Source organism: Anabaena sp. PCC 7938, assembly GCF_049315035.1.
GTDB lineage: Bacteria > Cyanobacteriota > Cyanobacteriia > Cyanobacteriales > Nostocaceae > Anabaena > Anabaena cylindrica.
Window position 1 is genome coordinate 1,596,976 of record NZ_CP186034.1, and the last position, 25,656, is coordinate 1,622,631.

The window sequence follows — 25,656 nt, forward strand, 5'->3', positions numbered from 1 at the left end:
CTGACTCCTGACTCCTATCACTTCAACTTCCTTCTATGGCGGCGACGATACCGAAGATAATAAACAGAAAGCCGCCTATGAAGGTTATTTGTCGTTCGGAAATTTTACCTGCAATTAATTTACCACCGATAACTGCGATCACTGCACAAATGGCGTGTCCTAATATTGCTCCCGCTGTCACACCAATGGCGTTGTTACTAGCAGCTAGGGCAATTGTGGCAAATTGTGTGCGATCGCCCCACTCTGCTATAAATGTCAATACGAACGACTTCAATAAAATTGTCCAAATGCTTTTTTGCTGAACGTCTAAATGTGCATTTTCTACTGCTTCTTTTGCTTCTTCTATGACTTCTTCTTCAGCTTTAGCAGGCATTTTCCAAGCATCGTAAAGCAGTTTTAAGCCAAAGGCAATAAATAAAACTATTCCCGCATAATGAACATAAATTTTTGAGCCTTGTGTTAAAGCAGACAGCAATTGTCCAAATATCACTGATAAAACAGTCATGGCTGCTAAAGCTGCTGTCACACCAACGAACACCAATCGTCGTGAGTGCTGCATTGATAAAATCACAGCTATAAAAAATGTTTTATCACCTAATTCGGAAATGGTAATTAAAACTAAACCTGCCGTAAATGCTGTTAACACTCTCTCATGCTCCTGAAGGATTTTTTACCTGTGTGGAGCTTCTAATGAGTGTTTAATGACCTCACTGAAGCTCACACAACTGTTTGTTGTGAACTCAGTGAAGGTCTCGCTTTCAAATATTTTATTATTCGCCATCCGAACCAGGCTCATCGCCAGTATGTTGACTCAGATGTACTAGCTTTTTTGCCAGCAGCTACTCCCCTTCTATTCGATATGGATTATACCTTGATATCGGTTGGTTGTCAAGAAATAAAAGAGAATTGAACCGCGAAGACGCGAAGGGCGCGAAGGTAAGAGGGTTTAGAGAGATTTTGCATAAGTCCTAAATTCACTCTTGACATTTTACTCTCATTTTGAGAGAATAAAGTAATCAAAACAAACGGCAAAAACTGGTATGTCAATAAATCACGCAACTTATATCTTGCACCACGCTCTTATTGCAAAAATTGAAGACCGAAACCCTTATGATTTCGTAGGGTGGGCATTACCCACCACCTGCTTCTTGAGAAGGTGCAAGATGTCAGCCAAAAAGTATCCCCAAAATCTATGCACCTTATTTCCATTCGCAACCTCCGCGAAGAAACAGCTAAGTATCCCAATATCAAAAAACAAATTGATAGCTGGTATGAAATTGTTAAAAAGGCAGAATGGCAAAATTTAGAGGATGTGCGTAAAATTTACCGAGATGCTGAAGCTGTTGGTAATTTTACTGTTTTTAATATCAAAGGTAATGATTACCGTTTAATTGTTGGGATTAATTATGAAACTAAAAAGGTTTATTACAAATACTTGCTAACTCACGCGGAATACAATAAAGAGAAATGGAAAAATGACGATTACTTTTGATAATAAAAGTTATAGTCAATTACTAGCAGAAATCGCTCCTCAAGTAATTGAAACAGAGGAAGAGTATGAACGTCTTTTAAAAGTTGCAGAATTTCTAACTTTTAAAAAGAATCTTACTCCAGAGGAGCGAGCTTTGGACAAATTGCTTGTCAAACTAATTGAAGATTATGAGGAAGAAAATTATCCAATGGATGAATCTACACCTCATGAAATATTACAACATCTCATGGAATCCAGCGGAATTCGTCAAGCTGACTTAGTACGTATTCTTGGTTCTAGTAGCGGTGTGGTTTCTGAAGTTGTAAATGGTAAACGTTCTATTAGTAAAGCGCAAGCTAAAGCATTGGGAGAATATTTTAAGGTTTCTCCTAGTTTGTTTATTTGAACTTGATTTTTCAGGATTTTCAGGATTTCTAATGATTGATTATTCAATCATCCCAAAATATCATTTGTCTGAATCAGGATATCCTGATTCAGACAAACTCCTTGATTCTCTCCCAAACCAGTTCTAATAAATCAGGATTATCCATATCAAAATATTCCAAATTAGAAGATTGTCTAAACCAAGTTCGTTGACGCTTTGCGAATTGTCTTGTATGTAAAGCAATTAATTCTGTAGCTTCATCTAAAGTAACTTCCCCAGCTAAATATTGCTTGATTTCTTGATATCCCAAAGTATTCAACAAAGGTAAATCAGCACCATATTTTTGAGATAAATATTCAACTTCAGAAACTAAACCATCTACGATCATTTGTTCAGTACGTCTACTAATTCTTAAATCTAAACGTTCCGCATCACAATCTAAACAAATTTGCAAAATCGGATATTTGGGTGGGTTTTTCCCCTGCTGTTCTGAAATGGGAATCCCAGTAACATAATATACTTCCAATGCTCTCAAAGTCCTCACCAAGTCGTTAGCGTGAATTTTTTGGGCGGCAATCGCATCAACTTGTTGCAACATCGGGTAAAGTTGATATTGTCCAAGTGATTCTAATTGCGATCGCAATTCTGGTTGTGGTGATACCCTGGGAATTTTCATCCCCTGGACAATAGAACGTATGTACAAACCAGTTCCACCAACCAACAACAATGGGGAAACACCCAAATTAGCAATTAAATTTTGTACTTGTTCCTGATAATCTGCTAATGTCATAATTTCAGTTGGCTCACAGATATCAACCAGATAATGTGGTACTAACTTCTGTTCCTCTACAGTCGGTTTAGCTGTACCAATGTCAAACTCGCGGTATACTTGACGGGAATCGGCGCTCACAATTACTGAACCCAACCGCCGAGCTAAACTTAAAGCCAAACCAGATTTACCCGTTGCTGTAGCGCCACAAATTACAATTAATTTAGTCATTATGCAGTGATTATTTTTATTTTTAAATTTTTAATTGATAAAGGGTTGCTATCCTTATATAAACTTCTCATTAAATTGCGCTACAGACGGCAGCAAGGCTTTTGTGTTATAATTTTGGGGTGATTTGACTTTTTTGGCCTAAAGGCTAAGTTCAACCCCAAGTATCAGGAGAATTTTCATGACGAGCAGTTACAGTGCCGATCAGATTCAAGTTCTGGAAGGTCTGGAAGCCGTCCGCAAACGACCAGGGATGTACATCGGTACTACAGGGCCGCGAGGACTCCATCATCTAGTTTACGAGGTGGTGGACAACTCTGTTGACGAAGCTTTAGCAGGTCACTGTACCCATGTTGAGGTAGATATCAACGCTGATGGTTCCGTGACTGTAACAGATGATGGTCGGGGTATTCCCGTCGATATTCACCCAAAAACCGGGAAATCGGCTTTAGAAACAGTATTAACTGTACTCCACGCTGGAGGTAAGTTTGGCGGTGGTGGCTACAAGGTTTCTGGAGGTTTACACGGGGTTGGTATTTCGGTTGTTAACGCCCTGTCTGAATTTGTGGAAGTTACGGTTTGGCGAGATAATAAGGAGCATCTTCAGCGATATGAACGGAGTTTTCCGGTTACTGAACTGCAAGTAAAGCCTTACAAAGAAGCCAGAACTGGAACTTCGATCACTTTCAAGCCAGATACACAAATCTTTACTACTAGCATTGAATTTGATTACATTACTTTATCAGGTCGCTTGCGCGAGTTGGCGTATTTGAATGCTGGTGTCAAAATTATTTTCACCGATCATCGTCTCGAACTCCTCAAAAGCGATACACCAAAGATAGAGGTTTACGAATACAAAGGTGGTATTAAAGAGTATATCGCCTACATGAACCGGGAAAAGCAGCCCTTACATGAAGAAATTATCTATGTACAAGGGGAACGGAATAATGTTCAAGTAGAAGTTTCATTACAATGGTGTACTGATGCTTACACAGATAATGTTCTAGGTTTTGCTAATAATATTCGCACTATTGATGGTGGTACGCACCTAGAAGGTTTAAAAGCAGTTCTAACTCGGACTTTAAATGCGATCGCTCGCAAGCGGAATAAAATTAAAGAACATGAATCTAATCTTAGTGGTGAACACGTCCGCGAAGGTTTGACCGCAGTCATTTCTGTTAAAGTCCCAGATCCCGAATTTGAAGGACAAACTAAAACTAAACTTGGTAACACCGAAGTTCGCGGTATCGTCGATTCTTTTGTGGGAGAAGTCCTGACAGAGTATCTAGAATTTCACCCCGCTATTGCCGATTCTATTTTAGATAAAGCTATTCAAGCATTTAAAGCCGCAGAAGCAGCCCGTCATGCGCGGGAGTTGGTGCGGCGGAAATCGGTGCTAGAATCTTCACCACTACCTGGTAAATTAGCAGATTGCAGTAGTCGTGACCCTTCAGAATCGGAAATTTACATCGTAGAAGGCGATTCAGCGGGTGGAAGCGCCAAACAAGGACGCGATCGCCGTACCCAAGCAATCCTGCCTCTACGTGGTAAAATTCTTAACATTGAAAAAACTGACGATGCCAAAATTTATAAAAACAACGAAATTCAAGCACTGATTACCGCCTTGGGTTTAGGCGTTAAAGGTGATGAATTCGACGCTTCCCAACTGCGTTATCACCGCATCGTGATCATGAGTGTTGCTGGTGATGAACCAACTTTAGTCATGGACAATTCGGGAAAAACAGAATTTGTCCACATTGGGCGGTTTATTGATGACTGTGCAGAAGGGCGACGTAACGTCAAAGAATACCAAGTCATCTGTTTTGACCAAAAAACCCACGCCACCCGCTTCCGTCCCCTCAAAGCCGTCATTCGTCACGGACATGAGGAAGCGATGTACAAGCTAACCACCCGTTACAATCGCTCTGTCAAAGTCACATCTTCTCACAGTGTCTTTGTTTGGGAAAACGGACAGGTGATTCTCAAAAAAGGTAACGAAGTCAAACCAGGAGATACATTAGTCGCTAGTCGTCGTCTTCCTCGTCCCTCTACCAGCCCCACACGCATAGACTTACTAGAGACTTTCTATAATGCTGAGTTAACGAAGTCACTTTACCTCCAAGGTGAAGATGTGCGTCGGGTTGCTAGTCAGCGTTTGTTAGCCAAAGTAGAACGTCCAGACTTATTGAGTGAACCCCGGATTTTGCTTGACTCACAAGCATGGAAACAACTGATCAAAGCCCGACAAACAGCCGGAGTTAGCCAGAAAAAGGTAGCCAGCGTCTGTGGGGTAAAACAACCTATTACTATCAGTCATTGGGAGAGAGGAATTAATCGCCCAATTTTGTCCCAATTCCTCAGTTACGTTGAAGCTATTGGCTGGAATGACAACATTACCTATGAGCAGTTACCATCCAAAATAGATGAATTGCTGACTCAAGACGACAGCAGTAAAAATGCTAAATGGCGGGAAATTAGCAACTACAAGCCTTTGGATGAGTTTACATCCCTAGAAATTGCCCAATTAGGTGATGATGTCCAACTTGTTCCCCAAGCACATAGTAATAAGGCTTTTGGACGTTATCTGCCAATTACCCGTGAGTTAATGTGGTTCTTGGGTTGGTATGTTGCCGAAGGCACACTGAGTCAGCATCAAGTTAGCCTCAATTTAGGCACAAAAGATCAGCGTTTTATCCCAGAACTGATAGCAGCTATCGAGTCAGTTTTTGGCGAAACACCACGCCAATATCATGATCCTGAGAGTGATGGCATTAAACTCTACTTCCACAGTGTTGCTGCTGCTAGATTGCTACAAGCTTATGGTTTAGCTAAATTAGCACATCAGAAACAACTGCCTGATCTACTCTTCAGTCTCCCTGAACACCTGCAAATGGCTTTTGTTGAGGGTTATTTCCTCGGTGATGGGACAACAGGTGGTAGTCATTTGTCATTTACAACTAACTCACCAGAGTTAAAAGACGGATTACTATACCTGTTAGGACAAATGGGTTTGATTGCTGCTAGTAGCGAACATCAGCCCTCAACTCATCCTGATGCCTCAATTCAAACACGCCACCCCTATTACAGCATTAGGATATGTGGCAAAGAGCAAATATCTCAATGTCGCCAAATTTGGCAGCGTCATGGTAATGCTCATAAACTGGAAGCATTATTAGCAAGTCCAATTCGCAAAGCCCAAGATTACATACAGATCAGTGATGATTTAATGGGGTTGCGGGTGATTCGTGCAGAGGAGATAGAATTAGTCGGCGACTATGTTTATGATTTCTCTGTTGAGGATGACGAAAACTTTGTCTGTGGCACTGGTGGCTTATGCGCCCACAATACTGATGCTGATGTAGATGGAGCGCACATCCGCACATTGCTGTTGACTTTTTTCTATCGTTATCAACGGGCGCTGATTGAAAATGGTTTCATCTACATTGCCTGTCCCCCACTGTATAAATTAGAACGGGGACGTAGTGAGCCAAGATATTGTTATAGCGATCGCGAATTACAACAGCATATCGCCACTTTCCCAGCCAACGCCAACTATAACATCCAACGGTTCAAAGGTTTGGGAGAAATGATGCCCCAACAACTATGGGAAACCACTATGAACCCAGAAAGTCGCACCCTCAAGCAAGTTGAAATTGAAGACGCAGCCGAAGCTGATCGGATCTTCACCATTTTAATGGGCGATAGAGTCGCACCACGTCGGGAATTCATTGAAACCTATGGTTCTAAACTTAACCTCACCGATTTAGATATCTAACAGACAATCGAGATCAGTTGAACATTTATCATGGGTAATTAGGTGCAAACCTATTACCCATGACTTTTTTACAACAGAGGTCGAGCCGAAAATTCTCTCTATAATTCCCACTTAATTCTTCGCAAAATTGGACAACTACGAGCCAAATGCATATTTATTTGCCAATATCGTCATATTAAGGTTATGGTAAAAAATAATGTCTTACCTGTTTTTGATGCACTTTTTCATACGTGATCGATCATTAACTGCATACACCAATAGCGCCTGAAAAAAGGATTTATTTAGGAGTTGCAGGAATAACAGCAAATTTCCTATTCCCTTTCTTAATATAAGCGACCATCCTCCCCAGAAGGCACTACTCTAGGCATAAAGCCATCACGAAGTAGTACTCCTGATATGGCCGCATGGTTTAGGCCATAGCCCATTTTCAAGTCAGAAAGACGATTTAGTATTTTCGATGACAAATTATTTCTCGACTGATTAAAATATCCTTGGATACAATAAGAACAGTTTGTCAAGTTGCATAGGGCTGAAATCTCAGCATTGCGCTAATGTGTTAATAAGACCGAAATGAGTAAAATCTAAATTCATCTCTCAATCGGCTTATTCTGCTACAAACCTAACTCCTTAGTCCAGGTTATTGGCATAGCATATACAAGGTTCAGTGTTTGGAAGCAAGCACAACCACTTCACGAATACTAGATCAGTCCAGCTTCGCTTTCTCAAATAAGTAATTTATGAATGACTTGTCAACATGGGTGCATTAATACTACTAATTTGAGTTCATACGCAATGTCCTGTTGCTATAAAACTATTGTTGTGCTTAAAATCTAGAATCTTCCAGGAGCAAGAGTGCCTACCTTTTAATCTAATGAGAATGCCACTGCAAAACCAAAAAGTTTTAGACAAGATTTAATGGTGTGACTACCGTTTTTAATGTCTTTTTGATAAAAGTGGCTTCCCCTTGCTCAATGAGTTCATGATTAATACACAAAAAGAGTGCAATTTCTGTGAAACAGGCTACAATCGGAACAGTCTTGACAGGTGGATCTGCCAGCAGTCATATCTATAGTATGTCTGAAGTGGTGAATTTCTTGATTAAGGTGCCTCTGGTTTTAGACCAGTCAACCAGAAGTTGTGTACAACGGCGACAGCGATAAATTTTACTTTCAAAAAAGCCAATCGCCTAAAAGTGATAGTTGCTACTGAAAGTAAGAAGCCTGCCTCCCAAAGAGGCAATAATACCCGAAATATAGGGAAATCACTCAAAAACCTATTTTTGGTAAGCAATTAGCTCGATCAAAAGAGCAGTAACCACATCTTGAGTAATTGATTCTGCAAGGAGCATGAGGAACGCGGCATGAACCAGGCTAACAACGTACTCGATAGCATATATCGGCCTGACCTAGAAATGATAAATCCGCCTGAGATCGAAGAGGAACTCTTATTGATAGAGGATGAAGAAGAGGACTTACTCATTACCGATGACGGCGAAATTGATGATTTTTTAGAGCCTCAGTCTGATGAGGACGACGCAAAGTCTGGAAAAGCCGCTAAATCGCGTCGTCGGACACCAACAGCTAAGAAAAAGCATTACACCGAAGATTCGATTCGCCTTTACCTGCAAGAGATCGGTCGTATTCGTCTATTACGGGCAGACGAAGAAATTGAACTAGCACGGAAAATCGCGGATCTCCTAGAATTGGAAAGAGTGCGCGATCGCCTGCAAGATCAGCTAGAGCGTGAACCGCAATTTAAAGAATGGGCTGAAGCCGTAGAATTACCTCTACCAACTTTCCGTTATCGACTACACGTTGGTCGTAGGGCTAAAGATAAAATGGTGCAATCAAACTTGCGCCTTGTCGTCTCAATCGCCAAAAAATACATGAATCGTGGCTTGTCTTTCCAAGACTTGATTCAGGAAGGTAGTCTTGGTTTGATTCGCGCAGCAGAAAAGTTCGACCACGAAAAAGGTTATAAGTTTTCTACCTACGCTACATGGTGGATTCGTCAGGCAATTACTAGAGCGATCGCTGATCAATCTCGCACTATCCGTCTACCGGTTCATCTCTATGAAACCATATCACGGATCAAGAAAACAACCAAGCTACTATCTCAAGAAATGGGTCGCAAACCCACCGAAGAAGAAATTGCAACTCGCATGGAAATGACCATCGAGAAACTGCGGTTTATCGCCAAATCAGCCCAGTTACCGATTTCTTTAGAAACACCTATTGGGAAAGAAGAAGACTCTCGTTTGGGGGATTTTATTGAATCTGACGGAGAAACACCAGAAGATCAAGTTTCTAAAAATCTTCTTCGTGAAGACTTAGAAAAAGTCCTCGATAGTCTCAGCCCCCGTGAACGCGATGTTTTGAGACTACGTTACGGCTTGGATGACGGACGGATGAAAACCCTGGAAGAAATCGGCCAGATTTTCAACGTTACCCGCGAACGAATTCGCCAGATTGAAGCGAAGGCACTCCGCAAGTTACGTCACCCCAACCGTAACAGCGTTCTCAAGGAATATATTCGGTAGTCATTGGTCACTGGCTTTTTAACTGGAGACAAATAACCAAGAACGCAAAAAATAAATAGCCTGGTAGTTAATTAAAACTACCAGGTTTTTTGATTTTACAAATAATTTTGAATCTCGAGGCTTACAGGATACCCCAGAAATGCAGGAAACCTTGACCAGAGAAAATTTCAATTAAAGCGGCTGATAAAAAGCCGATCATCGCCAAGCGACCATTCCAAATTTCTGCTTGTGGGGTAAATCCCCAACGCCAGCCATTGCGGTCTTCAGGTATAGAAGTAATAGTTTTTGTTGCGTTAGTCATGGTTCGCACTCCAAGCTGGGTTTACTAAGCTTTATTGCCTTATGTAAACTAATATAACAAATATTTTCAATAATGCAAGGTTAATTTGGATTTTTGTAGAGATTTATTAACATCCATTGACAAATCCCATAAATTAGCTAAGTAAATGAAACTTCAAATTGGGCAGGCAGAATACCTACCCCACAAGGGTTTGATGAAATTACAATCTGCAAATTTAGATGCGTTTTAATTATTTACAGCCCTACTCCCACAAGAGTAATAATTTTCTCATCACGATTAAGTTGCAAGATACTCTCACCTTTAGCATCTCTATCTAAAATTGGTACTGTGTCTATAGAAATTCGCACTACTCGCTCTCTATTGGTAACTAGCGCTACTTCCACACCTGGGGTAGCACGTACCATACCAGCTAGGTTGTCTGTTTTGTTGTGGAATTTCAGCATTTGGATGCCTAAATCGCCACGATTAGCAGCCCTTAAGTTACTTGCAGGCATTCGCTTGGCGTACCCTTCTTCAGTAACCAGGAATAAATGGTCATCTTTGCTAACAGTGACACAACCAACCATTTGCTGATTTTTTACCAGGCGAAATGCTTGTAATCCCATAGCTGCACGACCCATTACAGGTAATTGTTCATCATTAACGATAAATCGTAACAGGCGACCACCTGAACTAGCTAAAATCAGATGTTGGCCTGTAGTAGTGAATTGGGTAAAAGACAATTCATCATCATCTTTGAGTTTCAAAATCGTAATTCCGCGCCGACCTAGATTGGTGAATTCTTCCATAGACAGACGCTTAATTCGCCCTTGTTTAGTCAGAAGAACGATTTGAGTAGTGTCGGGTGTTTCGGGTAATACAAAGCGGCTAACAACACCTTCTAGATTGCCCTGGGCAGTACTAGTGAGCATAGTGATTAATGGAGTTCCCCGTGAAGAACGTCCAGTTGTGGCAGGAATTTCTCCCACCTTCACCGGGTAGACTTTGCCCCCAGTATTAAGAATCAATAAATCTTTCTCAGTATCAGTTGACTCGGTTTGAATAATAAAATCGTGTTCATGCAAACCGTTTTCTGCTTTCGGTTTTTTGCCTGTTGAGGAAAGACGACGCACGTAACCCCGCTGGGTAAATTCTAGAATTGCTGGTTCTGCTGGCTGTTCCGATTTTGGATTTTGGATTTTGGATTTTGGATTTTCCTCATCTGTGGTTAATTGTTGGCTAATGTCTTTATCTGCTTTAACGGCTATTTCGCTGGTAAATATTAACTTAGTTCGTCGGGAATCGCTGTATTTACGTTTGAGACTTCGCAAATCTTTTTTCAGGACTTTCAGCAATTCCCGTCTATCGTCAAGTAATTTTCGCAATGAGGTAATTTGCTCGTTGAGTTGGTCAAATTCCTGTTGCAAATTTTGCTGTTCTAAACTGGTGAGACGGCGTAATGGCATGGCTAGAATGGCATCCGCTTGGACTTCGCTCAAATCCAGACGGCTACAAAGGTTCATTTTGGCTGTACTACCATCAGCAGCTTGCCGTAAAATGGCAATCACCTCATCTAAATTAGACAGAGCTTTACGTAAACCTGCAACCAGATTGATCCGGTTTTCGGCTTTGCTTAACTCATAACTGTAGCGACGATTAAGGGTATGTTCTCGGAAACTCAAAAATTCCTGCAACATTTGGCGCAAGCTTAACTGGCGTGGTTGCCCATCCACGATCGCTAACAGAATCGCCCCAAAGGTGGTTTGTAAGGCGGTTTGGTGATACAAATGCTGAAGAACTTCTTGGGGGTTGGTATCGCGTTTGAGTTCAATGACAACTCGCATACCTTCGCGATCGCTCTCATCCCGCAAATCAGAAATTCCGTGTAAGCGTCCTTGATTGACCAAATCTGCTACTTTCTCGATCCAGCCAGCCTTATTTACCTGATAAGGCAACTCTGTAATGATAATTGCCGTCCGCCGCTTACTGCCCCTAGTAGCCGGAATTTCCTCTAATGTGGCCACACCGCGCAGCAAAATCCCACCTTTACCTGCGGTGTATGCTTCTCTAATTCCTGAATTACCAACAATTTCTCCACCAGTAGGAAAATCTGGGCCGGGAATGATGTCAAATAACTTTTCATCTGTCAAATCTGGGTTGTCAATTAAAGCAATCAACCCATCAACTATTTCCCCCAAGTTGTGTGGTGGAATATTCGTCGCCATTCCCACCGCAATACCTGAACAACCATTGAGCAACAAAAACGGTAACTGAGCAGGTAATACAGTGGGTTCTTGCTGAGAATTATCAAAGTTGCCAATAAATTCTACAGTTTCCTCGCCAATTTCCGTCAGCATTCCCTCATGACCAATGGGTGCCAGACGCGTTTCTGTATAACGCATCGCTGCGGGGGGGTCATTATCGACACTACCAAAATTACCATGTCCTCCCAGTAAGGGATAGCGGCTGGAAAAATCCTGCACTAACCTCACTAAGGCATCATAAACCGCTTGATCACCGTGGGGATGGTACTTACCTAGTACATCTCCAACTACACGGGCGCATTTCCGGTAAGGTCTATCTGGTGTTAAACCGAGTTCGTGCATCGCATACAAAATTCGCCGATGCACTGGCTTTAAGCCATCACGCACATCCGGTAACGCTCGCCCGACTATCACACTCATGGCATATTCTAGGTAAGACCGTTGCATCTCGGTGTGCAGGGCTGTTGTGATGACCTGTCCTGTTGAGAGCAGGTTTAACTGTTTTGCCATGAAGCTCTTTTCCCTGAATTTTAACTACACAAAAGTCACTGAAACTTAACACTGTAGAAACCACAGCATAACGGATGAAATAGGATTTTTAACACTTGCTTGATCCTCATAGGATAAAAAGCAGTAGTATTATCCTTGATGTTGGAGATACACATTGATTATTAAAAAGGTGGTAGACCACTGTTTTGATCAGTTGGTCAAACCTCTCGCCCTTATAAGTTAAATTCTCATGAAAACTGTATTAATTGTCGAAGATGATCTGATAAATGCTCGAGTTTTTTCCAAGATTTTGACCAAACGCGGTGGTTTGGGTGTAAAACACACGGAAGATGTGGAAGAAGTAATGAAAATTGCCCAAGCTGGAGAAGCTGATTTGATTTTAATGGATGTTTCTCTATCACGTAGTATGTATCAAGGTAAGTCTGTTGATGGTATCAAAATTACGCAAATGTTAAAAGCTGATCCAAAAACAACTAATTTACCTGTAATTTTAGTGACAGCACACGCCATGGAAGGCGATCGCGAAAACTTTCTCAAACAAAGCGGTGCTGACGGCTACATCTCTAAACCAGTTGTTGACCATCAACAGTTTGTTGATCAGATCATGGCACTTCTACCCAAAACAGAACTTTGAGAATTGATGGCTGATGTCAGCAAGGTTCACCCATAAATTAAATAACTTGATTTTGGGCTACTTTCACATAGCAGGAAACAGTGAGCAAGGGACAGGGAAATCTTAACAGGCGTGAAAGTCTGTTAGTCTCCGTGTGTTGTGATAGCTGTACTCGCCGTTGGCGAAGCCTCCCCAGAAGGATCGCAGCTATCACCGTCAGTCCTGCCCCTAGACTATGCCTGTTTGGTATCGCCCCAGAAGGCATTGGTTTTATGTTTATTGCTACCTGGCAACTGCCGCACTTATATAGAATATATGTACTATAAATGGTAAAGGTCAGCAACTATTAACCTGAATTATTACTTATTGTGTTTGAAGGAAGGCGGGAAATGGGGAGATGGAGAGAGTATTTAGATATACTGCAAACGGTTCATAGTTTAACTAAATATGGAACCCCTCTCCAAACCTCTCCGTTCACGGGGAGAGGCTTTGAACTTGTTTTTTATATTGTTAAAAAGTCAAATTTCTAGTCGTTTTGAGTATAACTTCACAAAATAAATTACCCAATTTCACTGAATCAAAACGACTTTTTCCTCTCCCTGCTCCCTATCCTCCTATCTCCTACTGTCTAGGCTGTTGTTCGGTTTCTGGCGTTTCTTGGGGTTCTAGGGCTGATTGCATCCGAGGCAATTCCAAGAACTTTTGCGTATCTAGCAGCAGACGTGTACCCCAGAGATTTTGCTTGAGAAAATCTAAATCAGCATATCGTTGATCTATGCGAATTGCTGCTTCACCCATAGATAATCCTTGCTGAGTATCACCTTTATTATAAAATGCTACAGCTAAAGCTAATAAAGGTTCTGCGGCTTGCTTATCAATAGCAACAGCTGCCTGCCATTGTTTAATTGCCCCTTGAACATCACCTTGTTCGTATTTGATTAAGCCGATGTTGTTAATTGCCGGCCAGAATTTTTTATCTTGAGAGACAGCTTGATTGAATTGAGCGATCGCATCGGGTAAGCGACCTAACATATAGTAAGCATTACCCAAATCGAATAAACCTTCTGGGTCATTGGGCTTTAACTGCAAACCTTTTTGGTAATGGGCTACAGATGCCTGATAATTTTGGTTCTGAAAATTAGCTGAACCCAAAGCAAAGAGAATATCCGCATTTTTGGGATTAAGCGTTTGCGCTTTTTGTAACGCCGCGATCGCCGTATCAAACTCTTTAGCTTGCAAATGCAAACCACCTAAAAGCAACCATACTTTATCATTTCCAGGAGCCAATTGAGTAGCCAACCGCGCTCGTGGCAAAGCCAAATCAATCTGCTGAAACTGTGCTAATTGAGCTGCTTCTTGAGCCAAGCTCAACCCCTGATTTTCCAACTTAGTTGTATCAAGTTGTACTGTATGAGGTATTAGTGCCTGTGCGTGAACTGCTTTTGGCATACTCCACAAACTACAGACAAACAAAAGAAAAATCAAACGAATGTGTTTTGGCACACTACCGCCTCTAAACCACAAATCAAAGAATCTCTCAAATAGCTTAAACGATATCTGCTCTAGAAAAAAGGAAAATTTTATCAAAACAGTATTGAGTACCGAGTACCGAGTGATTATGCTCTCAATTTTGAGATTTCAGTGGTTGGAAAAATGCGAAAATGCGGACCAAAGGTAATTATCCAATTACTCAATACTCAGTACTTAGTACTCGTTACTGTTTTGGTGACTTTAGTCATCCATAACTTTACCCTTACTAGTGACTTTGGTCATATAGGAGATATGGACTACTTGTTCGATAATTACTCACATAAGATAAGTTTGTTAAACAGTAAAAGTTGCGCTACTGGCGTAGCACAGAGCAAAAATTCATAAAAAAATAGCAATCTGAAAATGAAGTGGATACTTTCTCAGTAAAGTGCTACCAGGCTAGAGTTCCAGCCATTAAGAACCAGCTCAGTAGCCGTTTCTTTTATACATAAAGTCAAAATGGCAATTGATACATCAAACTCTGTAGATTCATCTTTATCAGTACCCGAAGTCAAGCAGAAGAAAAAAGGTAGAAATCATTGGCTGCCTTGGGTCTTACTCCTTGGACTGATGGGTGGAGTTAGCTACCTAGCTTATTTCCAGTTTATGGTTATTCCCGGTCAACAAGCACAACGTCGTGTAGTCACCCGGCCTGTACAAAGGCAGAGCTTATCAATCACAGTTGCCGCAAATGGAACAGTAAAGCCCGAAAGATCAATCAACCTCAGCCCTAAAAATTCAGGCATCCTGAAAAAACTGTTAGTAAAAGAAGGAGATTTGGTCGAAACAGGACAGATTGTGGCTTACATGGATGATTCCAACCTGCAAGGGCAACTCACCTCTGCTAAAGGACAAATAGCACAAGCTGAGGCTAATCTACAAAAATTGATTGCAGGTAATCGTCCCCAAGATATTGCTCAATCACAGGCACAACTGGAAGAGTCCTTGGCAAATTTGCGAAAGGTAGAAGCAGGTAATCGTTCCCAAGATATTGCCCAAGCTGAGGCACGTTTAAAAAGCGCCCAAGCTAATTTCAGCAAAGCAGAAGATGATTTCCGACGGAATCAGCAACTTTTCAATTCAGGAGGAATTTCCCTGCAAACTGTTAATCAAAAATTAGCAGATCGTGATAGCGCTCAGGCTCAGGTAAATGAAGCTCAACAAGCACTAGCATTACAAAAAGCAGGATCACGTCCAGAAGATATTCAACAAGCACGGGCTGTAGTCCAACAGAGACAGCAATCTTTATCACTTCTCAAAGCGGGAACGCGCCCGGAAGATATTGACCAAGCACAAGCTCAGATGATGTCTGCCCGTGGCTCCCTGCAAAACGTTCAGGCCCAAATCAATGACACAATAATTCGCGCTCCCTTTGATGGCGTGGTAACGAAAAAGTATGCTGATCCTGGCGCTTTCGTGACTCCCACAACTGCCAGTAGTGCCGTATCTTCTGCTACTTCTTCTTCTATCTTGTCTCTAGCTTCTACGAATGAAGTTGTCTCCAATTTAGCTGAAACGAATATTTCTAAAATCCGCATTGGCCAAGAAGTCACAATTAAAGCAGATGCTTACCCAGGAAAAACCTTTATAGGTAAAGTAAGTCAAATTGCAGCCCAGGCCATAGTTGAGCAAAATGTTACCAGTTTTGAGGTCAGAGTAGCACTTTCAGATCCTGAAAGGCTGCTGCGTTCGGGGATGAATGTGGCTGCTGATTTTCAAGTCGGTAAATTGGAAGATGTCTTAGTAGTACCAACAGCTTCGGTAGTGCGCCAAGAACGTGCAACAGGTGTGTATGTAGCAGGGAGAGATGGTAAACCTGTTTTTACTCGCATTGAGACTGGTGTGACTGTGAATAACTTTACTGAAGTCAAGTCTGGATTGACAGGAGACGAGAGAGTACTGCTCAGTTTCCCACCAGGGTCACGACCACAATCAACACCACGAGGAGGAGTATTTCCTGGTCTAAGTGGTGAAGGCGGTGGAGGTGGTGGCCGTGGTGGTGGCGGTCGTCGTGGTGGTTCTCAGTAGCAATTAGCGGTTAATCTCTAAACAAACCCACTCCTGTTGGATGGTTTTTCAACTCAATACTCACTACTCAGTACTTGGTTATGGCCAAAGCTTATTATGCAAACAAAGCTAAGAACACCCGCACAGTGCCATTACTAGAAATATTGTTAATGGCGGTAGAGACGCTGTGGAGTAACAAATTACGCACAGGATTAACAATGCTGGGGGTAATTATTGGGATTTCTTCAGTTATTGCCATTACCTCTGTTGGTCAGGGGGTGCAAAAGGGAGTCGAGCAACAGATTCAAGCCTTGGGTACGGATGTGCTACAAATCTTAGCTGGTGCGGCTAGAAGTGGTAATATTCGCCAAGGAGTAGGTTCTAGCAGCACATTGACTTGGGAAGATGCCAAAGCGATCGCTACCCAAGCACCATCAGCCCAACTTGTGTCTGCTTATCTACAGCGGAATATACAGGTTGTTTATGAGGGACAGAATACCTCAACAACAGTTATAGGAACAGATTTGAACTATCCAGAAGTCAGAAATACCCGTCCCCAACAGGGCAGATATTTTACTCAAGAAGAACTAGATACTGCTGCACAGTTTGCCATTATTGGTCCGACAGTCCAAAGAACACTATTTACTCAAAGTAGTAATGTCATTGGTGAAAGGATTCGGATTCAGGGAGAGGCTTATGAAGTGATTGGGGTGATGGAAGCTAAAGGTTCTCAAGGGCCAACAGACCGAGATGACCAAATTTTCATTCCTCTAACTAGTATGTCAAAAAGACTAGTTGGTAATAATGCTTTAGTAGGCGTTTCTGTCAATGGAATTTTAGTCAAATCTGCTAATCAAGAACAGTTAGAAGCTGCACAATTTCAAGTTACTAATCTTTTACGTCTGCGTCATAATATTTATCCACCGCAAGCCGATGATTTCCGACTAACTAACCAAGCTGATATCGTTAACACCTTCACTAGTGTTGTGGGGTTATTTACAGTCATGATAGTAGCGATCGCAGGGATTTCTTTAGTTGTGGGTGGAATTGGTATTGCTAATATTATGCTGGTTTCCGTTGTCGAACGAACGCGAGAAATTGGCATTAGAAAAGCCGTAGGAGCGACTAATTCAGCCATCCTCAATCAATTTTTAGCCGAAGCCATTGTCATTTCTATCGCTGGTGGAAGCATAGGTATTGGCAGTGGAATTATCATTGCTTTTGTAGCAGCAACTACTTTTAAATTTCCATTTGTCATTTCTTTCTTATCAATCATAGTCGGGTTTGCACTCTCACTGAGCGTTGGCTTAATTGCTGGTGTAATTCCCGCGAGAAACGCTGCCAAATTAGATCCAATCAATGCCCTAAGAAGCGATTAAATAAAGATTCGGCGTTGCTAAGTGAAAATATTTATTTCACGCAGAGACGCAGAGGCTCAGAGAGGAAGATTTTGAGAGATATAATTTTTAATTACTACTATTATGACAACCATGATTTGGCTAGAATCCATTACCAAAACCTACCATTTAGGGGAGGTTGATGTTCCCATACTTAAAGGAATTGAACTATCTATTGAAGAAGGGGAATATGTCTCAATTATGGGTGCATCCGGTTCAGGTAAATCAACGCTCATGAACATTTTAGGATGTTTAGATCGTCCCACTGGAGGAAATTATATCTTTGAAGGTAGAAATCTAACTACTTTTGATGATGATGAATTGGCATACATTCGCAACCAAAGAATAGGTTTTGTTTTCCAACAGTTTAACCTTTTGGCACGTTCAACAGCTTTAGAAAATGTCATGTTACCGATGGTTTATGCCAATTTACCCAAGCAAAAACGCCGCCAAAGGGCATTGGCCGCCCTAGAAAAGGTGGGATTAGGCGATCGCATTGCAAACCGTCCTAGTCAACTCTCAGGAGGTCAACAACAACGAGTTGCGATCGCACGGGCTTTAGTCAACAAACCTGCTTTAGTTCTAGCAGATGAACCCACAGGAGCTTTAGATACTGAGACTTCCTACGAAGTGATGAATTTACTCACAGAACTTAATCAGCAAGGAATCACAATTGTGATTGTTACTCACGAACCAGATATCGCTGCTCAAACGCAAAGAATCATCCGAGTTCAAGATGGTTTAATAGTTAATTAATACTGGAATATTATGTTATTTAAAGTGCATTCTACCTGGATTGGAATATTTATAGCCCTCATCCCAAATTTTGCAAGTGCAGAAACGCTCCCCATCCCTAACTCTAATCCCAATCCTTTACTATTTCCTACCCGTCCAGAAGAAGTTAAAATTCAGGAAAATGTGCCAATTACCTTAACACAAGCCTTGGAATTAGCACAACGGAATAATAACGACTTGCAGGTAGTAAAATTAGAATTAGAACGCAGCCGTTCTGCATTACGAGAAGCTCAATCAGCCTTGTTTCCTAACCTTGGTGTTAATGGAAGTGTAACTAATAATGGTGATGGTTTTCTTAACAATTCATCTTCACCTAGTACGTCTTTCAATAGTCAAGCACAACTAAATTATAATCTTTATACCTCCGGCAATCGGGAAGCTAGTATTCGAGCGGCTGAGGAACAATTAAGAATAGATGAATTAGATTTGGAAAACCGATTATTAGAAATTCGGTTAAATGTCACAACTGAATATTATGATTTGCAACAAGCAGATGAACAAGTCAGAATTAATCGCTCATCTGTGGAAAATTCCCAAGCTAGTTTGCGAGATGCTGAAGCTCGACAACAGGCTGGAGTAGGTACAAGATTTGATGTTTTACAAACTCAAGTTAATTTAGCAAATTCTCTCCAAAATCTTACTAATTCTCTTTCACAACAACAAATTGCTCGTCGTCGATTAGCAACTCGATTGAGTTTGCCACAGTCAATTAATATCAGTGCGGCAGATCCTGTAGAATTAGCTGGTCTTTGGCAACAACCAATAGAAGAAAGCATTATCCAAGCTTTTCAAAACCGTCCAGAATTACAACAAGTTTTGGCACAACGCAATATTAGTGAGCAACAGCGACGACAGGCACTTTCACAACTAGGGCCACAAATTAGTTTAAATGCCAGCTACAATTTATTAGATCGTTATAACGACAGTGTTAGCGTTAGTGACGGCTATTCCTTGGGACTGCAAGCAAGTCTAAATTTGTTTGATGGGGGTGCAGCAAGAGCGCGTGCGGCTCAGTCAAAAGCTAATATTGCGATCGCAGAAACTCAATTTTCTAGCCAGCGCAACCAAATCCGCTTTGATGTTGAACAATATTATTTGCAGTTACAGTCCAATTTGGATAATGTGCAAACTTCTAGCGTGGCTATAAATCAAGCTAAAGAGGCTTTAAGTATAGCTAGACTTAGGTTTCAAGCTGGTGTTGGTACTCAAACTGAAGTGATTTCTGCCGAAAATGACCTCACCATAGCTGAAGGTAATCGAATCACAGCTATTTTAAATTACAATCGCGCTTTAGCTAATTTGCAAAGATCTAGTAATCAGAAATGAGTATTGAGTACCGAGTTCTAGCGATCGCTGGGCATAACGCCTATTGGACGAGTAACTGTAAAGACTTTAGAACTAAATAGTCAATCACAAGTAATAGCAAGGCAATTATGGATTCGTCTAGGCTTGTTTCCATAAATCTGAAACTACAGTTCAATATATCTCGTTCCCAGTCGGAGACTGGGAATGCTATAGAGGCTCTGACTCTTCTCTCTACAAGGAAGGCAGAGCCTTCTATAATTCATTCCCATACTCTGTATGGGAACGAGAAATTTCCCTGTTCTTGACATCGCATTTAATAACGAGTAAATTAATAAGTGACTACACACTTATTTATGGCACGCACACCCAAAATAACTAATGAGCAAATTTTAGATGCAGCCCGTGAAATCTTTCTTCAACAAGGATTTGGGGCTTCAACTTTAGAAATTGCTCAAAAAGCAGGAATTTCTGAAGCGTCGATTTTTAAACGCTTCTCAACCAAAGAAGAACTTTTCTTTGCGTCAATGGGAATTCCTGAAAGACCCCCTTGGGTGCAAGAATTGGATTCTTTATCTGGGAAAGGAAATCTCAAACAAAACCTCATTCATCTGTGTCTGCAAACTTTAGAATTTCATCGTCAAGTAATGCCACGATTAATGATGTTGCGATCGCGTGGTAATCTACTTCCAGAAACGGCACATATAATTAAGTCGAAACCTATCCGTGAGGTCAAAGTATTTACTAAATTTCTAGCGGAAGAAATAGAACAGGGACGGCTGCGTCCGAGCGATCCTCAGACTATTGCTATGATATTGCTAGGATCACTAATGAACTATGTTTTCTTAGAACAAATGCACCCTGGAGAAGTTATAAAAACAGATGAAAAAATATTCGTTGAAAATCTCGTGGATATTGTCTGGCAAGGAATTGCTCCCATTCAAGATTAATTGCATAATTTAAGTAAAACTTTTTTTAGGAAATTAATAAGTGATTACTTACATTTTATTTTTACTTATTAGGAGCTTATCTGAGAAATTCTACTTAACATTGTCCTGTCAGTAGAAAAAATACTTAAGTATGACAGCGTTTACAATCTTGGAATATTGATAACTATGCTAAGACAGTTTACAGCTTATGTAAAAAAGTATCCACTAACATGGTACTACATCATTTCAGTTTTAATTGTAATTCTGATTATTCCAGTTTTTTTATTAACTGGTGCTGATGTTGCCGTAGACCAAGCACTCCAAAAAACTGGTATTCAATTTAATACTGATTTAGTAACTGCATTTCGGGTAGTATCAGCAGAACCAGAAGCATTTTTTGGAGTTTTCTTAGCAATATTACAAGTAGCCGCACCAGATATTGCAGCATTTATAGTTGCTAGTATTGCATACGGAAAAAAAGGTTTATTAGAACTAAAAAACCGATTTTGTTTTTGGCAACAAGGCATGGACTGGCAGTATGCCTTGAGAATTTGGGGAATTTGTATATTAGTTTTTATTTTGATGAATCTGGCTTCTGCTGGATTAAATAAGTGGCTACTTCCTGAAAAATATTTCATCTGGGATATCAACTTTTTATCTATTAATTTTTGGAGTGGCTTGATTATTGCCATGTTTCTAGATGCTGGAGGTTTATTTGAAGAAAATGGCTGGCGAGGGTTTGCTCTACCTTTATTACAAAAACGCTTTCTACCTCTACAAGCTTCGATAATACTAGGATTTTTATGGTCTATGTGGCATATACCCGTGAAAATAAATTTATTATTCGATTATGGAATAATAAATTTTTTATCTATGTTTTTCATTCTTACCTGCAAATTTATCTTGATTTCCATAATCATGACTTATTTTTTTAATCAGGTTGGGCAGACTACCATAATAGCTATTGTCATGCACGGTTTATCAAATGATTCAGTTAGACTGGGAGGTAAAGTTTTATCAGAAAGTTTTATTGCTCAACAAGTCACTGAAATAAATTTAGTGCTACCCATGATTGTAGTGAGTATGTTTTTAATTCAAAAAACTCAAGGTAAACTAGGTCTGATTCCATTAAATTTCAGCTGACTAGCAAAAGTCACAAAATCATGTGATTACTCTATATTTAATTGCTAGTATCAGATGGAAACTACAAATCAACAATGTATTGATTTTATTGATGCTTTCCATCAACAGTATTCTTTAGTATTTAGTTCAAAAAAATCACAACTTTAAATTTTGGTAATTACCGCAAAATCATATGACAACTCACATCGAAATTCCGCTAATAGGCAAAAAAATTAAGTACCCATTTCGCTGGTTAATGGGGTTGATGGCATCTGGTATTTTGATAGTTGGTACAACCACAGCCTTAAAAGTAACAAATCAAGCAAATAGTAAAGAAGACATTACTAAACTCACTGTTCCAGTTGCCGCAAAAAGTGTCACAGTGCGGATTACTGCTAGTGGAAAAGTGCAACCAGTTCAAAGCGTGAATATTAGTCCCAAAAATCCGGGAATTATCACCGATTTAGATATTGAACAGGGGGAAACAGTCCAGAAAGGGCAAATTATTGCTCGTATGGATAACTCCGAAATTAAAATGCGTATCCTTCAATTTCAAGCCAACTTAGAGCAAGCCAAAGCACAATTAGCGGAGAGTCAAGCGGGGAGTCGTCCTGAAGAAATTGCCCAAGCTAAAGCGCGTGTAGCTCAAGCAGTATCCCAGTTAGCTATTATTCGGGCGGGGAATCGTTCTCAGGAAATTGATCAAGCTAGAGCCGCTGTAGACTCAGCTAGAGCGCAGGTAGAACTAACCCAATCGAGGGTAAGACGTTATCAGGGTTTAGCAAAAGAAGGAGCAATTGCTCAGGATTCTCTAGACCAATATATCAGTGAAGATAAAAGAGCAAAAGCCAGTTTAGAAGAAGCTCAACGCCGATTATCACTACAAAAAGTGGGGAACCGTGATGAAGATATTAAAAGTCAGGAAGCTGTAGTTGCTCAAGAACGGGAAGCACTGCGAAAGCTGGAAAATGGCAACCGTCCCGAAGAAATTGCCCGACTTAAAGCCTCTGTAGCGTCGGCTGTAGCTCAGTTAAAACAGCAGCAAGTGCAGTTAGAAGATACCATTATTCGCGCTCCTTTTGCGGGGATTGTGACTCAAAAATACGCCAATATAGGCGCTTTTGTGACACCAACAACTTCGGCTTCTACAAGTACTTCCGCAACTTCTAGTTCAATTGTGGCTTTAGCGACGGGTTTGGAAGTTTTAGCTCAGGTTCCCGAAGCTGATATTGGTAGGATTAAGCAGGGACAACAGGTAGAAATTATCGCTGATGCTTATCCAGATCAAGTATTTAAAGGCCGTGTACGTTTGATTGCTCCTGAAGCGGTGATAGAGCAAGGTGTGACTTCTTTTCAGGTGCGGGTGGTGATTGATAGTGGTGCAGATAAATTGCGTTCTGGCTTGAATGTGGATGTGACGTTTTTGGGCGATCGCATTAACGATGCTTTAACCCTACCAACTGTAGCAATTCTCACCGAAAATGGCAAAACTGGCGTACTGATACCAGATACGAATAATAAACCCCAGTTTCGAGAAATTACAATTGGAGCGCAAATCAAAGACGAAACTCAGGTTGTGGAGGGAGTAAACAAGGGTGATTTGATATTTGTGAACCCACCCAAAGACTACAAAATTGAAAAATCTAAAGAAAAGAACAATTCATGAACTTCCTAGAAAGCGTTCAAATGGCGGGTAAAACCTTACTCTCTAATAAGTTGCGTAGCGCCCTGACTATGTTGGGTATTGTGATTGGTAATGGTTCAGTAATTGCGATGATTGGGATTGGGGAAGGGGGACAAAAGTTTGTAGCTAATCAATTAAATTCCTTGGGGCCAAACGTTTTGTTTGTGATTCCCGGTAACGAGGAAACTCAACGGGTGGCTAGAGATGTTACCAGAACTCTGGTTTTAGAAGATGCAAATGCGATCGCAACTCAAGTACCTACAGTAGCAGCTACCACAGCGGAATTGAATAGTAGACAGGTGGTGACATATAAAAACAGAAATACCGATGTCAATATTATTGGGACAACTCCCAGCTTTTTAAAAGTGCGGGATTTTGAAGTAGCCACAGGCAGGTTTTTCACCGACATAGACATGAAGCGCAGCAACCAAGTTGTGGTGCTAGGTGCAAAGTTGAAAGCAAAACTTTTTGGTAATAATAACCCTGTTAGTCAGCAGATCAGAATTAAAAATGCCAGCTTTCAAGTAATTGGAGTGCTAACTGACAAAGGTTCAAATTTGGGTGTCGATTATGATGAGTCAGCATTAGTTCCGATTCTCACATCAGCAAACCGGCTAGTGGGAAGAACTTCTCCCTATGGACTAGAAGTAACCTACATTGTCACTTCTGCAAAAGATGCCGATAGCGTGGATGCAGCAGAGTTTCAAATTACTAATTTACTCCGACAACGACATAAACTCGTCGGTGAAGATGACTTTACTATCCGTACCCAAAAGGATGCTTTGCAAACAGTAGGTCAAATTTCCAGTGCTTTGACAACCATGCTGGCTGCGATCGCTGGAATTTCTTTATTTGTCGGTGGCATTGGTATTATGAATATTATGCTCGTTTCTGTCACCGAACGCACCCAAGAAATTGGCTTAAGAAAAGCAATTGGTGCTACCGAGCAAGACATTTTACTTCAGTTCATTATTGAAGCAGTAATTGTTTCTGTAATTGGCGGTTTAATAGGAACTACAGTTGGAGTTGGTGGCATAATTTTAGTATCAGTATTAACTCCTTTAGAAGCAAGTATTTCCATCGTTTCTATTACAATGGCAGTTGGTATTTCTGGTGGCATTGGTTTATTCTTTGGCGTAGTTCCTGCCCGTCGTGCTGCCCAACTTGACCCAATTGTGGCGTTGAGAAGTGCGTAAATAATTCATAATTCGTAATTCGTAATTCGTAATTCGTAATTTTAAAAAAGGAATCAAATTCAGTGGCAAATACTCTTACTATAACTGATTCTATTTCTCCTAATCCTGCACCAAAATCCGGAATTATTCGTTTAGAAAATATTTTTAAAATATATGGTAGTGGGGAAACAGAAGTAAAAGCACTAAATGATATCAACTTAATTATAGAAGAAGGTGAATATTGTGCAATTATGGGGCCTTCTGGTTCGGGTAAATCTACAGCCATGAATATTATCGGCTGTTTAGATCGTCCCAGTTCTGGACATTATTATTTAGACAATCTTGATGTAGCCCAAATTGGTGATACACCATTGGCTCATATTCGGAATAAAAAGCTAGGATTTGTATTTCAACAATTCCATTTATTAAACCAATTGACAGCAATGGAAAATGTCATGCTGCCAATGGTGTATGCTGATGTTAAGCCTGGGGAAAGAAAAGAACGGGCAATTGAAGCATTGATCAAAGTAGGTTTAGAAAAACGTCTCAATAATAAACCTACCCAATTATCAGGAGGACAACAACAAAGAGTAGCGATCGCCCGCGCTATTGTCAACCGTCCCGTTGTTCTCCTTGCTGACGAACCCACCGGCGCACTTGATTCCCGCACCACTCAAGAAGTTTTAGATATTTTTGGTGAATTAAATAGCAGTGGAATTACAGTTGTCATGGTGACACATGAACCTGAAGTTGCGCGTCAAACCAAGCGTATTGTTTGGTTTCGTGATGGTGAAGTTGTCCATTCTCACATTACGCCAGCAGAAGTGAATCAGCTTGTAGTATCTGGATAACGGCAAAATTTCCAGGTTGTTCCTATTTTG

At 40.8% G+C, this 25,656-nt stretch carries 20 protein-coding genes and 1 pseudogene; 16 read left to right on the plus strand and 5 right to left on the minus strand.

The features are described 5' to 3' along the window. Window positions 1–22: 22 nt before the first annotated feature. On the minus strand, window positions 23–646 hold the full coding sequence (locus tag ACOWPH_RS07425) for a TMEM165/GDT1 family protein (RefSeq protein ID WP_015214784.1): 624 nt from the start codon (window positions 644–646) through the stop codon (window positions 23–25). 546 nt (window positions 647–1,192) lie between these two features. Between ACOWPH_RS07425 and ACOWPH_RS07430 the strand changes: the two genes are divergently transcribed. Continuing rightward, a complete protein-coding gene (locus tag ACOWPH_RS07430) occupies window positions 1,193–1,492 on the plus strand; it encodes a type II toxin-antitoxin system HigB family toxin (protein WP_015214785.1) in 300 nt (99 codons plus the stop codon). Then, window positions 1,476–1,877 carry a helix-turn-helix domain-containing protein gene (locus ACOWPH_RS07435; RefSeq protein ID WP_015214786.1) on the plus strand — a complete coding sequence of 134 codons (402 nt, stop codon included), beginning with the start codon at window positions 1,476–1,478 and terminating at the stop codon, window positions 1,875–1,877. The genes ACOWPH_RS07430 and ACOWPH_RS07435 overlap by 17 nt, the downstream gene beginning before the upstream one ends. Window positions 1,878–1,965: 88 nt before the next feature. Here ACOWPH_RS07435 and miaA read toward each other — a convergent pair whose 3' ends face one another. Beyond that, window positions 1,966–2,856, minus strand: coding sequence for a tRNA (adenosine(37)-N6)-dimethylallyltransferase MiaA (gene miaA, locus ACOWPH_RS07440; RefSeq protein ID WP_015214787.1), 891 nt, complete (start codon window positions 2,854–2,856; stop codon window positions 1,966–1,968). A 178-nt stretch (window positions 2,857–3,034) separates the two neighbouring features. Here miaA and ACOWPH_RS07445 point away from each other — a divergent pair. The 4 genes and pseudogenes from ACOWPH_RS07445 to rpoD all read left to right on the plus strand — a co-directional run. After that, a pseudogene (locus ACOWPH_RS07445) lies at window positions 3,035–4,555 on the plus strand (DNA gyrase subunit B); the annotation flags it as partial. A gap of 21 nt (window positions 4,556–4,576) precedes the next feature. Then, entirely contained in the window at window positions 4,577–6,628 is a 2,052-nt protein-coding gene (locus tag ACOWPH_RS07450; protein ID WP_422665739.1) for an LAGLIDADG family homing endonuclease, read from the plus strand. A gap of 1,010 nt (window positions 6,629–7,638) precedes the next feature. Next, a complete protein-coding gene (locus ACOWPH_RS07455) occupies window positions 7,639–7,788 on the plus strand; it encodes a hypothetical protein (RefSeq protein WP_250855250.1) in 150 nt (49 codons plus the stop codon). Window positions 7,789–7,988: 200 nt separating this feature from the next. Beyond that, window positions 7,989–9,167 carry an RNA polymerase sigma factor RpoD gene (gene rpoD, locus ACOWPH_RS07460; protein WP_015214789.1) on the plus strand — a complete coding sequence of 393 codons (1,179 nt, stop codon included), beginning with the start codon at window positions 7,989–7,991 and terminating at the stop codon, window positions 9,165–9,167. Window positions 9,168–9,288: 121 nt separating this feature from the next. On the opposite strand, the gene ACOWPH_RS07465 is transcribed toward rpoD, so the two are convergent. Both ACOWPH_RS07465 and gyrA read right to left on the minus strand, forming a co-directional pair. Continuing rightward, window positions 9,289–9,468: a chlorophyll a/b-binding protein gene (locus tag ACOWPH_RS07465; protein ID WP_015214790.1), complete on the minus strand. Its 180-nt coding sequence runs from the start codon at window positions 9,466–9,468 to the stop codon at window positions 9,289–9,291. A 233-nt stretch (window positions 9,469–9,701) separates the two neighbouring features. Continuing rightward, on the minus strand, window positions 9,702–12,221 hold the full coding sequence (gyrA, locus tag ACOWPH_RS07470; RefSeq protein ID WP_015214791.1) for a DNA gyrase subunit A: 2,520 nt from the start codon (window positions 12,219–12,221) through the stop codon (window positions 9,702–9,704). Between the two features lie 229 nt (window positions 12,222–12,450). On the opposite strand from gyrA, the gene ACOWPH_RS07475 reads away from it, so the two are divergent. Continuing rightward, a complete protein-coding gene (locus ACOWPH_RS07475) occupies window positions 12,451–12,855 on the plus strand; it encodes a response regulator (protein WP_015214792.1) in 405 nt (134 codons plus the stop codon). 600 nt (window positions 12,856–13,455) lie between these two features. Here the strand turns inward: ACOWPH_RS07475 and ACOWPH_RS07480 are convergent. Continuing rightward, complete coding sequence (locus ACOWPH_RS07480) at window positions 13,456–14,337, minus strand: tetratricopeptide repeat protein (protein WP_042465989.1); 882 nt, start codon at window positions 14,335–14,337, stop codon at window positions 13,456–13,458. A gap of 486 nt (window positions 14,338–14,823) precedes the next feature. Between ACOWPH_RS07480 and ACOWPH_RS07485 the strand changes: the two genes are divergently transcribed. The 9 genes from ACOWPH_RS07485 to ACOWPH_RS07525 all read left to right on the plus strand — a co-directional run bounded on the left by ACOWPH_RS07485 (window position 14,824) and on the right by ACOWPH_RS07525 (window position 25,626). Then, window positions 14,824–16,392 (plus strand): efflux RND transporter periplasmic adaptor subunit, encoded by a 1,569-nt coding sequence (locus tag ACOWPH_RS07485; protein WP_015214794.1) that lies wholly within the window; start codon window positions 14,824–14,826, stop codon window positions 16,390–16,392. Between the two features lie 80 nt (window positions 16,393–16,472). Next, on the plus strand, window positions 16,473–17,750 hold the full coding sequence (locus ACOWPH_RS07490; RefSeq protein ID WP_015214795.1) for an ABC transporter permease: 1,278 nt from the start codon (window positions 16,473–16,475) through the stop codon (window positions 17,748–17,750). Between the two features lie 102 nt (window positions 17,751–17,852). Beyond that, window positions 17,853–18,524 carry an ABC transporter ATP-binding protein gene (locus ACOWPH_RS07495; protein WP_015214796.1) on the plus strand — a complete coding sequence of 224 codons (672 nt, stop codon included), beginning with the start codon at window positions 17,853–17,855 and terminating at the stop codon, window positions 18,522–18,524. 12 nt (window positions 18,525–18,536) lie between these two features. Next, a complete protein-coding gene (locus ACOWPH_RS07500; RefSeq protein ID WP_015214797.1) occupies window positions 18,537–19,889 on the plus strand; it encodes a TolC family protein in 1,353 nt (450 codons plus the stop codon). Window positions 19,890–20,221: 332 nt separating this feature from the next. Further along, the gene (locus ACOWPH_RS07505; protein WP_015214798.1) at window positions 20,222–20,815 is read left to right on the plus strand and encodes a TetR/AcrR family transcriptional regulator; all 594 of its coding nucleotides are present in this window, start codon (window positions 20,222–20,224) and stop codon (window positions 20,813–20,815) included. 165 nt (window positions 20,816–20,980) lie between these two features. Then, on the plus strand, window positions 20,981–21,937 hold the full coding sequence (locus ACOWPH_RS07510) for a CPBP family intramembrane glutamic endopeptidase (RefSeq protein WP_015214799.1): 957 nt from the start codon (window positions 20,981–20,983) through the stop codon (window positions 21,935–21,937). Window positions 21,938–22,109: 172 nt separating this feature from the next. Continuing rightward, on the plus strand, window positions 22,110–23,582 hold the full coding sequence (locus ACOWPH_RS07515) for an efflux RND transporter periplasmic adaptor subunit (protein ID WP_015214800.1): 1,473 nt from the start codon (window positions 22,110–22,112) through the stop codon (window positions 23,580–23,582). Continuing rightward, entirely contained in the window at window positions 23,579–24,796 is a 1,218-nt protein-coding gene (locus ACOWPH_RS07520; protein WP_015214801.1) for an ABC transporter permease, read from the plus strand. The genes ACOWPH_RS07515 and ACOWPH_RS07520 overlap by 4 nt, the downstream gene beginning before the upstream one ends. A gap of 62 nt (window positions 24,797–24,858) precedes the next feature. Beyond that, a complete protein-coding gene (locus ACOWPH_RS07525) occupies window positions 24,859–25,626 on the plus strand; it encodes an ABC transporter ATP-binding protein (RefSeq protein ID WP_015214802.1) in 768 nt (255 codons plus the stop codon). The last annotated feature ends 30 nt before the right edge of the window (window positions 25,627–25,656 follow it).